Below are 15,129 nucleotides of genomic sequence, written 5' to 3'. Positions count from 1 at the left end.
CAGGGTCTACGTACAGTCAGGACATCACCACTCAATGAAACGTTTCAATCCATCGAACAGGAGCACCGCCATGCGCCTGAAGAGACGCCGCGCGGGCGCCACCGCGCTCGTCCTGCTCGCCGCACTCCTCGCCGCGCCGTCGGCTCCGGCCGAGGCCGCGACCCCCGTCAGCCTCGCCGGAGCACACTGGGTCTGGTACCCGGAGGGGAACCCGGCCAGCAGCGCCCCCGCCGCCTACCGCTACTTCCGCAAGACGTTCACCGTCGCCGCCGGCGCGGTCAGCGAGGCCCAGCTCGTCGTCACCGGCGACGACACCGTCGACGTGTGGCTCAACGGCAAGCCCGTCGCCGCCTCCCCGCGGGTCGTGGACTCGTGGAAGAACGCCGTCTACGTCGACCTGCAGTCCGCCCTGGTCAGCGGCGCCAACACCCTCGCGATCGCGGCGCGCAACACGACCGACGGGCCGGCCGGCCTGATCGGCAAGGTGCACGTCGTCACCGCCGGCGGCACCACCGACCTCGTCACCGACGGCAGCTGGAAGGCGTTCCAGACCGTGCCGACCGACTGGGAGCAGCCCGGCTTCGCCGACGGCGGCTGGCCCGCCGCGACCGACCTCGGCGCCTACGGCGTCGGCCCGTGGAACTCGAACGTCGTCGCGCCCGACCCCGACGCGCCCTCCCCGCTGAGCGTCGCGAGCGGCACGGTCGAGCACCGCGCCAACCCGCTCGGCGTCGACGCCGCGCAGCCGCGCTTCGGCTGGAAGCTCACCTCGACCGCCGTGCAGCAGCGCCAGGCCGCCTACGAGCTGTCGGTCGACGGCGTGTGGAACAGCGGGCGGGTCGCGTCCGGCCAGCAGGTCGACGTCGTCTACACCGGCCCGGCCCTGCAGTCGATGCGGCGCTACACGTGGAAGGTCCGCGTCTGGGACACCCAGGGCCGGGTCAGCGCGTGGAGCCCCACCTGGTCGTTCGAGACCGGCCTGCGCGCGCCCGCGACCGAGTGGACCGGCGACTTCATCGGGCAGGCGGCCGTCACCGCCGACCTGTCCGGCGCGACCTGGATCTGGTACCCCGAGGGTGACCCCGCGGCCGGGGTGCCGGCGGCGACCCGCTACTTCCGGCGCACGTTCACCCTCGCCTCCGTCCCCGCCACCGCCACCCTCGTGGTCACCGGCGACGACACCGCCGACGTGTGGGTCAACGGCGTCCAGGTCAGCACCTCGCCGCGGGTGTACCAGTCCTGGCAGCAGGCGTCCGCCGTCGACATCCGGAGCCGGCTCGTCGCCGGTACCAACACCATCGCGATCGCGTCGGAGAACACCACCCAGTCGCCGGCAGGCATGATCGCCAAGCTCACCGGCGCCTCGCTCGTCACCGACGCGTCGTGGAAGGCGTCCACCACCGCCCCGGCGGGCTGGAACACCGGCGGGTTCAACGACAGCTCCTGGCCCGCGGCGCGCGCCGTGGCCACCTACGGCACCGGCCCCTGGGCCTCGAACGTCTCGATCGCGAAGGCCGCGCCGCTGCTGCGCAAGGGCTTCACGGTGAGCAAGCCCGTCGCGTCCGCGCGGCTGCTGACCACCGCGCTCGGCCTGCACGAGACCCGGCTCAACGGCGCCCGCGTCGGCACCGACGTGCTCGCCCCCGGCTGGACCGACTACACCAAGCGCGTCCAGTACAAGGTGTACGACGTCACCGGCCAGATCCGGCAGGGCGCGAACGCGCTCGGCGCCTGGCTCGGCAACGGCTGGTACTCCGGCAGCCTGGGCTTCGCCGGCAGCCAGAAGTACGGCACGCAGCCCTGGTACTCGGCGCAGCTCGTGCTGGTCTTCACCGACGGCACGACTTCGACGGTGCGGACCGACAACACGTGGAAGGTGCTCAGCGGCCCGATCCGCGCCGACGACCTGTACCACGGCGAGACGTACGACGCCCGGCTTGCTGTGGCTAATTGGGACAATTCCGGCTTCGACGACTCCTCGTGGTCCTCTGCGGTCGTCCGCGCCGGCGCCAAGCCCAACCTCGTCTCGCAGGTCGACAACGGCGTCCGGGTGCAGCAGGAGTTCCGGCCCGTCTCGGTCACGCAGCCGTCGCCCGGCGTGTGGATCTTCGACATGGGCCAGAACTTCACCGGCTGGAACCGCATCTCCGTCACCGGCCCGGCCGGCACCACCGTCCAGATCCGACACGCCGAGGTGCTCACCGGCGGCCAGCTCTACACGACCAACCTGCGCGCCGCCCAGGCGACAGACCGCTTCACGCTCGCCGGCACCGGCGGCGCGGAGATCTACGAGCCGCGCTTCACGGTGCACGGCTACCGCTACGTCGAGCTGACCGGCCTCCCGGCCGGCTTCACCCCGACCGCGGACACCGTCACCGGCCGCGCCGCGTGGACGGCGGGCGCCCAGCTCGGCACCCTCACCACCTCCAACGCCCTGGTCAACCAGCTGCAGCACAACATCCTCTGGGGCGAGCGCTCCAACATGCTCTCCATCCCCACCGACTGCCCGCAGCGCGACGAACGGCTCGGCTGGACCGGCGACATCGCGATCTTCGCCGCCACCTCGACCTTCAACGTCGACGTCCAGGGATTCCTCGACAAGTTCTCCGACGACCTGGTCGACGCCCAGCGCTCCGACGGCGCCTTCACCGACGTCGCCCCCGCCGTCTGCTGCGGCGCCGGCACCGCCGGCTGGGGCGACGCGGGCGTCATCGTCCCCTACACCCTCTGGCAACGCCACGGCGACATCCGCGTCGTCGACGAGCACTTCGACGCGATGGCCCGCTGGGTCGACTACCTGCGCGCCACCTCGGGCAGTGACCTGATCCGCAACCAGCCCACCTACGGCGACTGGCTCAACGTCAACGACAACACCGCCCAGGACGTCATATCCACGGCGTTCTTCGCCTGGTCCGCCCGCCTGGTCTCGCGCATGGCCTATGCGACGGGCCGCACAGCGCAGGGCAACTCCTACGGCGCACTGGCCGACCAGGTCGGGGCCGCCTTCACCTCCCGTTTCGTCGCCGCCGACGGGACCGTCTCCGGCAACACCCAGACCGGCTACACCCTCGCGCTCGCCTTCGGCCTGGTCCCGCCCTCGCGGGTCGCCTCCCTGGCTTCCCGGCTGGTCGCCAAGGTCGCCGCTTCCGGCGGGCACCTGTCCGTCGGCTTCCTCGGCGTCGAGAACCTCCTGCCGGTCCTGGCCAACACGGGCCACGCGGACACGGCGTACCAGATCCTGCTCCAGCCCGGCTTCCCCGGCTGGGGTTACATGAACAGCCGCGGCGCCACCACGATCTGGGAGCGCTGGGACGGCATCCGCACCGACGGCTCCTTCCAGGACCCAGGCATGAACTCCTTCAACCACTACGGCCTGGGCTCCGTCGGCGACTTCCTGTACCGCCAGGTCGGCGGCCTGGGCCCGGCCTCCCCCGGCTACGCGTCGCTGCTCATCGCCCCCCAGCCCGGCGGCGGCCTCACCTCCGCCAAGTCCTCCTACGAGACCCCGTACGGCCTGGCCGTCAGCGACTGGTCCATCTCCGCCGGCACCCTCACCCTGCGGGTGACGATCCCGGCCGGCACCTCGGCGACGGTCCGCGTCCCCACCTCCGCACCGGGCTCGATCCTGGCCCCCGGCCAGGCCGTCCCCTCGGGCACGGGCACGTTCCTGCTGGCCGCCGGCTCCTACACCTTCACCGCCCCCGCGTAGTCACCTGTCCCGGCTCCGGCTGCACCGCGTCGTGCAGCCGGAGCCCTTCCTCGCTGCCGAGTCCGCCCACCCGCGACCGTCACCGAAACCCCGACCCGCCACCTGCCCCGGCACAGACATTGATCAATGCCCCGAAAAGCCCCTTTTCCAGATAGACATCGCGCGATCAACATACATTTGGATCTCTGATTTGCGGGTAGATCGCGCACCGTCGATTGCACAAAAGCCGCAAGCCAGTGCATTGACCAACGTTTGTCAAAGGGCTTGCTCGCCGACACCGCCCGGCCGATCGGGGACCAATCCGCGACCCTCGCCCGTGAGCTGAAGGTGTCGACCTCGCACCGTCCTGTGCTCGCGACGGCACCAGACCTGCCCCCCCCCCCCCCCCAACCAGGCACCCCGACCCGCCGACCACAGCAACAAGGCCGGGTCCAGGAGAGCCACCTGCACACCCCTCGCAGGCACTGGCCAACACCCGCCGCACGCCTCCGGTCAGACATCAGGCGAAAGCCACGAACCAGGGCATTGACCAACGTCGGTCGGGGCGGCGGTCGACCCGCCCGCTGTCGCTGTCGCTGTCGCCGCTACGCCACCTGCTGCTGCAGCACCAGACCTGCACACCAGAACCAGACACTTCAACCCGCCGACCACCGGAACGAGGCCGAGTCCAGAGCCACCTACACCCCTCGCAGGCACTGACCAATGCCCGCAGCACGCCTTCCGGTCAGACATCGGGCGAAAGCCACAAACCAGGGTATTGGCCAACGTCTGCCCAGGCGGTGACCGGCCGGCCGCTCGTCGTCGTCACCGACTGGCCTCTGCGCAACCTGCCGCTGCAGCGCCAGACCTGCACACCCCAACCAACCAGACAGTCCAAACCGCCGACCACCGGAACGAGGGCCGAGTCCGGGAAAGCCACCCACACGGCCCCACACAGACGCTGACCAATGCCCGCCACACACCTCTCCAGTCAGACATCGAGCGAAAGCCACGAACCAGGGCATTGACCAACGTCTGCCCAGGCGGCGTCCGACCTGTCTACTCGTCGCTACCGCCGACTGGGCCGATAAGGGATCTGGCCAGTACAGCGTCAGGGCTGCGTTCCCCGCACCGTAGAAGTCCACGCCTGCGGGCCGGCAGAGGTGATCCCGGAGGCGGTCAGCCGGGCTCAGGGTGCCGCGGCAGGGCACAGGTGTCGTCCGTCTGGTGCTGCCGGCACGCCCACGACAACACCGGTTCCCGATGGGTCGGCTCAGCGTCGGGGGCGGGTTTGCGCATCGTGGGAAGTGTGCGGGGCGGCCGACGTGCCCGGGGTGGTCAGTCGGTTTCGGGGCGCTGCGGCAAGAAGCGGGTCTCGTCGGGGTCGGCGGGGGCGATGGGCAGCACTGTCGTCCGGTCCGGATCAGGCGGAGCGGCCGCGGGGGTGATGGGTAGCGCCGTCGTCCGGTCCGCGTCCGGTGGAGTGGCGGCGGGGGTGGGGGCAGGGGGCTCAGGGGTGGAGGTGGCGCGGGACTCGTGAAGGGCTTCGGTCAGGGCGGCGTTGATGCGGGTGCCGCCGCGTTTGAAGCCGAGCTCGCGGCGGGCCTCCTCCAGGACCTCCTCCTCGGTGCGCAGGAGGGTGTCGGACTCGATCCAGGCGATCAGCGTGACCAGCGCCGCCCGCGGGTACTCGGTGATCGGGCGGCCGGGGGTGATGTCGGGGCGGGGCAGGGTGCGGGGGGAAGAGGCCGCGGCGGGGGACGGTGCGAGCGGGAAGTTGAGGACGATCGTCGGCTCGTTGAAGCGGCGGGCGTCGGCGGCGGCGAGGGCCTCGTCGTACGCGGCGCGGGTCCTGGCGGTCTCGGCGGCGGGGTCGGCGACCCAGTCGGAGGACCAGATGCGGTGGTACCGCCAGCCGAGGCGCTCCAGCTGCTCCTGCCGGAGGCGGTCGCGGTCTCGGGCGGTGCTCGCCGAGTGGTAGGTGGCGCCGTCGGTCTCGATGGCGAGGATGAGCTCCTCGGGGTTGGCGGGGTGGGCGCAGGCGAAGTCGATGAAGGCGCCCGCGACGCCGAAGCGGGCGGTGACCGGGATGCCGGCCGCGGTGAGGCGGTTGAGGACGTCGGTCTCGAAGGCGTCGGGTGCCGCGGAAGGGGCCGCGGCGCCGCCGAGGGACGTGCCTCCCGAGGCGGTGTACTCGAGATAGGCGCGGAGCAGGCGCACGCCCTCGGAGGTGCTGCGGGCCGGGTCCATGTCGGCGGCGGTGAAGGAGCTGACCAGGGTCATCCGGCGGCGGGCGCGGGTGACCGCCACGTTGAGCCGCCGCTCGCCGCCGGGGAGCAGGAGCGGGCCGAAGCGGTACGGCAGCTGCCCGGAGGCGTTCTTGCCGTAGCCGATGGAGAGGATGATCGCGTCGCGCTCGTCGCCCTGGACGCGTTCGAGGTTCTTGACGAAGAAGGGCTCGGCGGCGGACTCGGCGAAGAACGCGTGCAGGTCGGGGCGGGCGGAGAGGGCCTTGCGCAGCGCGAGGTCGATGCGGTCGGCGTGGGTGATGCCCATCGTGATGACGCCGAGGGACTGCGACGGGCGCAGCTGGGCGTGCTGCAACGCCAGCTCGACGACCCGGTCCACCTCGGCGGTCACGCTGTCTGCGTCACCGGAAGCACCGGACGGGTCGAAGGGCACGTGCACGTGCTGCACGGAGCCGGCGCCGGCCGTGCCCGGAAACGTGACGAGCGAGCGCTCGTAGATGTGGGCGTTGGAGAAGCCGATGAGCCGGTCGTCCTGGCTGCGGTAGTGCCAGCGCAGCAGGTACGCGGGCAGCAGCGCCGTCAGCACGTCCAGGATCGACTCGTAGCCGGAGGTGAGCGACAGGTCGATCGAGCCATCGGCCCGGACGCCGAGGGGGTCGGCCCCGCCGTCCTCGGCCGCGGTGAAGAACGACGTGGGCGGCAGCTGGTGCTCGTCGCCGGCGACGACGACCTGCCGGGCGCGCAGCAGCGCGGGGACCGCGTCGGCGGGCGTGACCTGGCTGGCCTCGTCGAACACGACGACGTCGAACAGGTCCGCCGCGGCGGGCAGCAGCTGCGACACGACCAGCGGGCTCATCGCCCAGCAGGGGCGCAGCGCGGTCAGCATGTGCGGGGCGGTCGCGAAGAGCTGGCGGATCGGCAGGTGCCGGCGCTTCAGGTTGGCCTGGTGCTCGACGAGGCGGCTCTCGTCGGGGTACTGGTCGCGGGTGCGCGTGATGTGCTCGGCGACGGCCCGCAGGACGCGGCTCGCGGTCGCGTCGATGTGCTGGTGGTCCGCGGCGCGGAACTCCGCGACGGTGCGGGTGTGCCGCTCCCCGTCGAACGCGCCGATGCGGTCGTCGGTGAACCCGAGGTGCTGCAGGATCGACGCGTGCCAGCAGGCGTCGAAGACGGCCGCGGCGAGGTCGGCGTCGGCGCGACGGCCGCCGAGGTCGGCGACGAGCTGGTCGAGGCCGAGCGCGGTGAACCCGGCGCCCAGCTCGTTGAGGCGCGGGACGCGGCGCAGCGTGCGCTCGTCGCCGGCCAGCCCGGTCAGCACGGCGCCGAGCCGGTCCAGGTCCATCGCGGTGAGCCCGAGGTGCGGCACGTGCCGCTGCAGCTGCCCGACCTGCTCGTCGAGCTCGTGAAAGGCTGCCCGCGCCCGCGCATACTCCGTGGGCAGCTGCGGCCGGCCGCCGCCGTTCGCAAAAGCCGCGCGCAGCGCCAGTGCCGTGGACAGGCCCGTGAAGAGCTGCTGCCGGCTGGGGCTGCCGGGGCCGCGCCACAGCTGGGCGGCCTGCTTGCGCATGCGGCGGCGGGTGAGCCAGCCCGCGTCGGTGCCGGGCTGGCCGGCGTGCTCGCGGCGCCAGGCGGCGTCGGCGGCCGACGCGATGTGGGTGGCGAGGTCGACGCGGAACACGTCCTCGTGGAACTGGGTCAGGGTCGCGGCGACCCCGTCGAGGAACCCGAACAGCTGCCGCCAGCCGGCCAGGTCGGCGGGCGGGCGCAGGCCGGTCTGCTCCTGGACGTGGCGCAGCGCGGGGCGGGCCGCGGGCAGGGTGCGCTCGGCGAGCCGCTCGACCAGCCCGAACGCCGCCTCGGCGTCGGCGGGGGTCCGCACGGCCGCCCCGGCCCAGCCGGACTGCTGCCCGGTGAGGGTGAAGCCGCCGAGCGCGGCGAAGTCGCGCAGCTGCTCCCTGACGCGCCGGGCGGTGCCGGCGTCCAGCGCGGCGAGCGTCTGCCCGCGCAGCCGCACCGCCGTCATCGGCCGCCCCGCGGCGGTCAGCGCGAGGATGGCGGTCTGCGACTGGAATGCGCTGATCCCCCACGGCTCGCGGACCTGGTGCAGCGCCTCGTCGTGCCCGTTGAGCTGGGCGCGCTTCGTGATCAGGGTCTCGTGCACGACGCTGAGGTCGGGCTGGGCGATCCGGGCGGCCGAGTCGAACGCGGCCTTGAGGTCGGCGGCGACCTTGCGCCGCGAGGTGGTGCCGTCGTGGACGTCCATGACGAGGCTGCCGAGCCCGCGCCGGGCGAGCCGGTCGGTGACGGCGGTGATCGCGGCCCGCTTCTCCGCCACGAACAGCACCCGCTTGCCGCGCGCGACCAGCGACGCGATCAGGTTGGCGATGGTCTGGCTCTTGCCCGTGCCGGGCGGCCCCTTGATCACGCTGTGCTGGCCGGACAGGACGGCGTTGATCGCGTAGTTCTGCGAGGAGTCGGCGTCCAGGACCAGGAACTCGTCGTCGGGGGCGATCAGGTCGGGGTCGTCGAGCTGAACCGCGCCGGTCGCGTGCAGCCGCCGCTGCGCCTCGCCGTCGCCGGCGATCGCGGCGATGATCTCGTGGCCTTCGAGCGCCTCGGCGGCGACCCGCAGGTCGTTGACCATCGGCAGCTTCGCATAGGAGAACGTGCCGAGCACGCACCGCGGCCCGATCGTGAACCCGCGGACCCGCCCGGACGCCTCCTTCACCAGCCGCTCATACAGCGGCTGCGGGTCGAAGCCGGCGGTGTAGCTGATCAGCTCCTCCAGCTCGTCGGCGTCGACCTGGACGCCGAACTCCTCCTCCAGCAGCTGCAGCAGGGTCGGGTTGACCTCGGTGTCGCCGTGAACGCTGAGCTCGAAGTCGTCCTCGGCGGCGCCACGGGCGCGCAGCTGAGCGGAGCGCAGCAGGACCGGCGCCGCGGGCACGCCGCTGCCGGCCGCCGGGGTCCAGGTCGCCGAGCCGATCGCCACGAAGCACGTCTCGATGCCGCGCTCCTCGGCCAGCTCACGGGCCTTGTTCCTGATCGTGCGCGCCCGCTTCACCGCCGCCGCGTGCGTCAGCGCCGGCCCGTCGTCGGGTCCGCCGGCCGGGGACTCGCCGGCAGAGAGCCCAGCAGCCGAGGACTCGGCAACCGCAGCCTCGCCGGCCGAGGACCCGGCAGCCGGAGGCTCGACGGATTCCATCGCTGCTTCAGGTTCGGGAGGCGTCGCCGGTACGGAGGCCCGCCCGATCGCCGGACGCCCGTCGTCGACCAAACGGGACGCGCCGGGGTCGGGCGCGGCGACGGGCGGCTCCCCGGCATCGAGCGCCGTGTCGGCAGGGGCAGGGGCCGAAGCGGGCCGCTTGCCGCCGGAGCGGGGGAACAGCTGGGTGAGCGACATGGTGCGCCCGCCGAGCAGCGCGGAGACGGCGACGGGGTCGGCGGCGGACAGGTCGAGCGTGCCGGAGCGCAGGTCCTTGTAATACAGCAGTGTGTTACGTCCGCCCAGGTCGATGAGCTGCGAGCGCCACCGCCGGGCGGCCTCCTGCACGAGCGTCGCCCGCGACCGACCATCCACGACGCGAGCGTAACGGCCGGGTACGACACTCTGCACGAGATCAAGAACAGGTAATTGACCAACATCTTTACTGTTAACAAACCTTCGCGTAGTGTCCGCGCTAGGGCGCCCTACATCCCCCATCTCGACCCGACTCCGAGGCAGGTCTGCAATGAGACTGCGAATCGGGGTGATCGCGGCTGCCCTGGCAACGGCCGCGGCCACCGTCATCACCGTCGCCGCCACGCCGGCGTCCGCCGCGGCCGCCACCGCGGCCTTCGTCCAAACCTCCACCTGGGGTTCCGGCTACGAGGCCAAGTACACGATCACCAACGGCACGAGCAGCACGATCAACGGCTGGACGGTCGCGTTCGACCTGCCCAGCGGCACCTCGGTCAGCTCGTCGTGGGACTCCAACCGGACCGGCACCTCCGGTCACGTGACCTTCACGAACTCCTGGAACGGCACGATCGCCCCCGGCGGCACGGCCAGCTTTGGGTTCATCGCCGCCGGCAGCGGCACCCCGACCAACTGCACGCTCAACGGCGCCTCGTGCGGGGGCGGCACGACCCCGACCACACCGGCCGGGACCCCTGGCGTGCCGGGCAACTTCCGGGTGACCGCGACCACGGACACCAGCTTCACCCTCGCCTGGAACGCCTCGACCGGCACCGTCACCGGCTACCGCGTCTACGAGGGCAGCACCGTGCGGGCCACCGTCACCGGCACCTCCACCACCGTGTCCGGGCTGACCGCCGGCTCCACCCACACGTACACCGTGAAGGCCTACAACAACGTCGGCGAGTCCGCGGCGTCCAACAGCATCACCGCCACCACCACCGGCGGCACCACCACCCCGTCCGGCATGCAGGCCGCACCGTACCTGTACCAGTGGGGCGACCCGCCGAACCCGCAGACGATCCAGTCCGCCACCGGCATCCGCTGGTTCACCCTCGCGTTCGTCCTGTCCGGCGGCGGCTGCACCCCCGCCTGGGACGGCAGCCGCCCCCTCACCGGCGGCGTCGACCAGACCGTCATCAACCAGGTCCGCGCCGGCGGCGGCGACGTCATCCCGTCCTTCGGCGGCTGGAGCGGCAACAAACTCGGCCCGAACTGCTCCACCCCACAGGCACTCGCCGCCGCCTACCAGACGGTCATCAACACGTACAACCTCAAAGCCATCGACATCGACATCGAGAACACCGACGAGTTCGAGAACGACACCGTCCGCAACCGGATCGTCGACGCCCTCAAGATCGTCAAGCAGAACAACCCGAACCTGAAGACCATCATCACGTTCGGCACCGCCACCACCGGCCCCGGCTACTACGCCCAGCAGCTCATCAACCGGGCCGCGTCCACCGGCGCCAACATCGACGTCTTCACCATCATGCCGTTCGACTTCGGCGGCGGCGCCAACATGTACAACAGCACCGTCAGCGCCTCCGAAGGCCTCAAGACCATGCTCAAGACCGCGTTCGGCTGGACCGACGACCAGGCCTACCGGCACATGGGCATCTCCGGCATGAACGGCCTGTCCGACCAGCAGGAGCTGACGTCGGTCGCGTACTGGCAGCAGATCCGCGACTGGGCCCAGTCCAAGCACCTCGCCCGGCTCGCCTTCTGGTCCGTCAACCGCGACCGCCCCTGCCCCGGCGGCGGCGTCGTCTCCAACTGCAGCGGCATCGCCCAGAACAACTGGCAGTTCACGCAGATCACCGCCACGTTCACCGGGTAACCGCGCGAACTGAGCACAGCGAGGGCTGGTCCTGCTACAGGGCCAGCCCTCTTCTGTCGGGGTGGCGCCCCAGCCAGGCCGTGTAGCGGTCGTTCTTGCGCACGGCGTCGGCGTAGGCCTCGATCGCATACGCCCAGACCTGCCCCGCCACGTCGGCGGCGGGCCCGTCGGGCAGCCAGCCGAGCATCTGCCGCCAGTGCAGCGGCGCGCCCGCGATCGGCACCGCGGCCAGGCCCGCCATCGGCCGTAGCGTCGCCTGGCACAGGCCGACCGCGTCGCCGGACTCGATGAGGTCGATGGCGCCGCGGACCTCCGTCTCGAACAGGACCCGCGGCGTGAACCCGGCCCGGGCGCAGGCCGCCGCGTGGCAGGAGGAGAAGCAGCCGTCGCCGGGCGCGGCGACCCACTGGGCGTCGGCGAGCTCGGCCAGGTCGACCTCGTCGCGGTCGGCGAGCCGGTGCCCCTCCGGCAGCAGCAGGAACACCGGGTCGGCGGCCACGGCCCGCCAGGCGAGCCCGTTGTCGGTCGCCGGGGGCGCGTCGCCGCAGGCGCCGACCAGGACGAAGTCCAGCTTGCCGGCGAGCACCTGGTCGCCCAGCTCGGCGGCGGACCACGACGCGTGCGTGCTGACCTGGGCACCCGGGTGGTTGCTGCTGATGCGGTGCACCAGGCCGCCGAGGATCGGGCCGTTGACCGCACCGATCCGGTACCGCCCGGCGCGGTCCGTCGTGCTGGCCAGCCGGGTCGCCTCGTCCTGGAGCCCCTTGACGGCCGGCAGCAGCACCCTGGCCCGCGCCAGCACCAGCTCACCCAGCGGTGTCGCGCGGGCCCCCCGCCGGTCCCGCTCGAACAGCAGCCCGCCGAGCGCCCGCTCGATGCGCTGCAACTGCGCGGTCAACGCCGGCTGGGCGAGGCCAAGCACGGAGGCCGCCTTCGTGACACTGCCGGCATCCGCGATCGCGCACACGACCCGCAGGTGCCGCAGCTCCAGATCCATATGCAGACGGTAGGACCTCCGCCGGATGGGGAGAAGACCCCGGAGCCATCGAGCCTCACCGTTTTCGCAGATCGACACATCTGCGAAACGTGCCGGTCGATCATCATATACGGGGGGCGGGTATGCGGCGATGCTATGGAACCGGGCCGCCTGGGTACCCTGGACGGGTGCTCTCCCCCCGCCGCTGGTGCGCCGGTGCCGCCACCGTCACCGCGGCGACCGGCGCGATCGGGCTCGCCTTCGCCGTGGCCGGCTCGGCGCCGTGGCGCTATGTGAGCGAGTCCGGCGTCGCCGGCGCGCCCCACCCGACGCTCTACCGGGTCAGCATGCTGCTCCTGGCGGCGTCGCTGGCGTTTCTGGCGGTGCCGGCCCGGCACACCGCCCGCCACGCCCTCGTCGCGCTCCCGTTCGTGCCCGGGCGCGTCGCCGCCCTGGTGCCGGCGGGGCTCGCCGCGGCGGCGATCGCCCTGGCCGCTCCCCTGGCCGCCGTCGCGGGCGCGGTGACCTGCTCCCCGGGGTGCCCGCTGCCGCCGTATGAGTCGCCCCAGCCGCGGGACCTGGTCCACGCCGCCGGCGCGATCGGCGCGCTGCTGCTCCTCGCGCTGGCGATCCTGGTGTACGCCACCCAGCCCGACCACTCGACGCTGCGCCGTGCGGGGCGGCTCGGGGTGCTCCTGGCGTTCCCGCCGCTGATCCTGTCCGCGATCGGCATCCTGTTCCTCGGCCGGGGCCTCTTCACCGGTCTCATGGAGCGGGCCGCCCTGGTCGCCGTGTCGGCATGGCTGGTGCAGACCGCCGCCGTCCACGTCCGCGCCAAGCCGTGACCCGCACCGTCGTCGTCACGGGGGCGAGCGCGGGGATCGGCCTCGCCGCCGCGAAGGGGTTCGCCGCCGCCGGCGACCGCCTGATCCTCCTCGGCCGGAACGAGGGCCGCCTGGTCGCCGCCCTCGCTGCCGTGCGCGACGCCGGCGCCGCCGACCCCGTGGCGGTGCGGGCGGACTTCGCCGACCCGGCCCAGGTGCGGTCCGCGGCCGCCGAGGTCCGCGCCGCGTGCGACCGCATCGACGTCCTGGTGAACAACGCCGGCGGCCTCTTCCGCGGCCCCACCTGCCTGCAGGTCAACCACCTGGCCGGGTTCGAGCTGGCCCACCTGCTGCTCGACCGGTTGCGGGACCCCGCCCGGCTGATCACGACCGCGTCCCTCGCCGAGGCCTGGGGCGTGCTGGACATCGACCGGCCGCTGCGCGCCTCACTCTGGCACCGCAGCCGGTGGCTCGCCTACGGCTCCTCGAAGCAGGCGAACATCCTGTTCACCCTGGAAGCGGCCCGGCGCTGGACCGCGCGCGGCGTCCTGCCCGTGGCGTTCTTCCCGGGTCTCGTGCGGAGCCGGTTCGCCACCACCAGCCCGCTCTTCATGCTCGGCAAGCTGATCCCGGTCCTGTTCAGCTCCCCACAGAAGGCCGCCGACACCCTGCTGTGGCTGGCCGGCGCGCCCGCGGAGGCGCTCGTGCCCGGCGGCTACTACTTCCTGCGGCAGCCCTTCGCCGCGACGCCCCGCTCCACCTCACCGGCGCGGGCCGCCCGCCTCTGGGAGTCCTCCCTGGAAGCCGTCAAGCGTCGGTGACCGCGAGCCGGAGGGCGCCGGTGACCACGAAGCCGGAGGGCGCCGGTGACCACGAAGCCGGAGGGCGCCGGTGACCGCGAGCCGGAGACCGTCAGGCGTCGGTGACCGCGAGCCGGCGGCGGGCGCCGCGGCCGGGGCGGGGCACGACGTCGCGCGGCGGGACCTGGGCGTGGCCGGACTCGCAGACCAGCACGGCGTGCACGGACGCGCCGCAGCCGCGGTGGACCGTCTCCAGCGGCGGCCCCTCCGGCCCGGCCAGGTACCGGTCGCCCCACTCCAGCACGGCGACGAGCAGCGGATACAGGTCGAAGCCCTTCTCGGTGAGCCGGTACTCGTCGCGGACCCGCGAGCCGGGCTCCCGGTACGGCACCCGGCGCAGCACGCCGTTGTCGACGAGCATGCCGAGGCGGTTGGTCAGCACCTGCCGCGGGATGCCGGTGCGCTCCCGCATGTCGTCGAAGCGGTGGATGCCGTTGAAGACCTCGCGCAGCACGACGACGGTCCACTTCTCACCGAGGATCGCCATCGCCGCGCCGATGGTGCAGTTGTCGACCGACCAGTCCAGTGCCGCAGGTCTCATCCCGTCAGGCTAACCCGCACCTGAGTCTGGTTGACAGATCCAGCTCTCGCCCGACAGGCTGCATCCATGACGCAGACTCAGGACGAGGTCCGTAGCCGCACGTTCACGTGGTCCGACCCGATGCTCAACGCGGCCGAGCTCGGCCGGCGCAGCGGCCTGGAGCTGCTGCGGGCGATGGCCCGCGGCGAGCTGCCGGCGCCGCCGATCACGCACCTCATGGGTGCCGGGCGGATCGAGGCCGAGCTGGGCCGGGTCGTCGTGACCCTCGAACCGCAGGAGTTCCACTACAACCCGCTCGGCAGCATCCACGGCGGGGTCCTCGCGACGCTGCTCGACACGGCCGCCGCCTGCGCCGTGCACTCGACGCTGCCGGCCGGCGTCGGGTACACCTCCCTCGACCTCAGCACGAAGTTCCTGCGCCCCGCGTCGATCGCGTCCGGCACCCTGACCTGTGAGGGCACCGTGCTGTCGAAGGGCCGGCGGACCGCCCTCGCCCAGGCGGTGATCACCGACGCCCGCGGCGGCATGGTCGCCCACGCCACGTCGAGCTGCATGATCTTCGACCTGACCTGACGGTCGCACCTGGAGCAGCGTGACCGACACCACGCTGCGTGAGGCTTGATCAGCGAAGAGTGTCCGACCTGGTGACAACGCCACGCTACCGGCTGCTCAACCATGGATCACGGCGAGTCGT

Annotated in this window: 8 protein-coding genes; 5 read left to right on the top strand and 3 right to left on the bottom strand. The window is 72.5% G+C overall.

Annotation, left to right across the window (positions count from 1 at the left end; all coding sequences use genetic code 11):
• Positions 1-70 precede the first annotated feature (70 nt).
• The gene (locus ACQEVZ_RS30400) at positions 71-3,709 is read left to right on the top strand and encodes a family 78 glycoside hydrolase catalytic domain (protein ID WP_433372821.1); all 3,639 of its coding nucleotides are present in this window, start codon (positions 71-73) and stop codon (positions 3,707-3,709) included.
• 1,317 nt (positions 3,710-5,026) lie between these two features.
• Here the strand turns inward: ACQEVZ_RS30400 and ACQEVZ_RS30395 are convergent.
• Positions 5,027-9,517 carry an AAA domain-containing protein gene (locus ACQEVZ_RS30395; RefSeq protein ID WP_433372818.1) on the bottom strand — a complete coding sequence of 1,497 codons (4,491 nt, stop codon included), beginning with the start codon at positions 9,515-9,517 and terminating at the stop codon, positions 5,027-5,029.
• A 151-nt stretch (positions 9,518-9,668) separates the two neighbouring features.
• On the opposite strand from ACQEVZ_RS30395, the gene ACQEVZ_RS30390 reads away from it, so the two are divergent.
• A complete protein-coding gene (locus ACQEVZ_RS30390) occupies positions 9,669-11,234 on the top strand; it encodes a cellulose binding domain-containing protein (RefSeq protein ID WP_433372815.1) in 1,566 nt (521 codons plus the stop codon).
• 34 nt (positions 11,235-11,268) lie between these two features.
• On the opposite strand, the gene ACQEVZ_RS30385 is transcribed toward ACQEVZ_RS30390, so the two are convergent.
• Entirely contained in the window at positions 11,269-12,231 is a 963-nt protein-coding gene (locus ACQEVZ_RS30385; RefSeq protein ID WP_344501447.1) for a LysR family transcriptional regulator, read from the bottom strand.
• Positions 12,232-12,398: 167 nt separating this feature from the next.
• Between ACQEVZ_RS30385 and ACQEVZ_RS30380 the strand changes: the two genes are divergently transcribed.
• On the top strand, positions 12,399-13,055 hold the full coding sequence (locus ACQEVZ_RS30380) for a DUF998 domain-containing protein (protein WP_433372811.1): 657 nt from the start codon (positions 12,399-12,401) through the stop codon (positions 13,053-13,055).
• The gene (locus ACQEVZ_RS30375; protein ID WP_433372808.1) at positions 13,052-13,855 is read left to right on the top strand and encodes an SDR family NAD(P)-dependent oxidoreductase; all 804 of its coding nucleotides are present in this window, start codon (positions 13,052-13,054) and stop codon (positions 13,853-13,855) included. The genes ACQEVZ_RS30380 and ACQEVZ_RS30375 overlap by 4 nt, the downstream gene beginning before the upstream one ends.
• 91 nt (positions 13,856-13,946) lie before the next feature.
• Here ACQEVZ_RS30375 and ACQEVZ_RS30370 read toward each other — a convergent pair whose 3' ends face one another.
• Positions 13,947-14,435 (bottom strand): winged helix-turn-helix transcriptional regulator, encoded by a 489-nt coding sequence (locus tag ACQEVZ_RS30370; RefSeq protein WP_433372805.1) that lies wholly within the window; start codon positions 14,433-14,435, stop codon positions 13,947-13,949.
• A 66-nt stretch (positions 14,436-14,501) separates the two neighbouring features.
• Between ACQEVZ_RS30370 and ACQEVZ_RS30365 the strand changes: the two genes are divergently transcribed.
• Positions 14,502-15,008 (top strand): PaaI family thioesterase, encoded by a 507-nt coding sequence (locus ACQEVZ_RS30365; RefSeq protein ID WP_344501443.1) that lies wholly within the window; start codon positions 14,502-14,504, stop codon positions 15,006-15,008.
• The last annotated feature ends 121 nt before the right edge of the window (positions 15,009-15,129 follow it).

Origin of the sequence: Dactylosporangium sp. CA-152071 (genome assembly GCF_050936335.1) — a bacterium.
GTDB classification, from domain to species: domain Bacteria; phylum Actinomycetota; class Actinomycetes; order Mycobacteriales; family Micromonosporaceae; genus Dactylosporangium; species Dactylosporangium maewongense.
The sequence above is the reverse complement of the archived record's forward strand: the minus strand, read 5'-3'. Positions and strand labels throughout refer to the sequence as shown.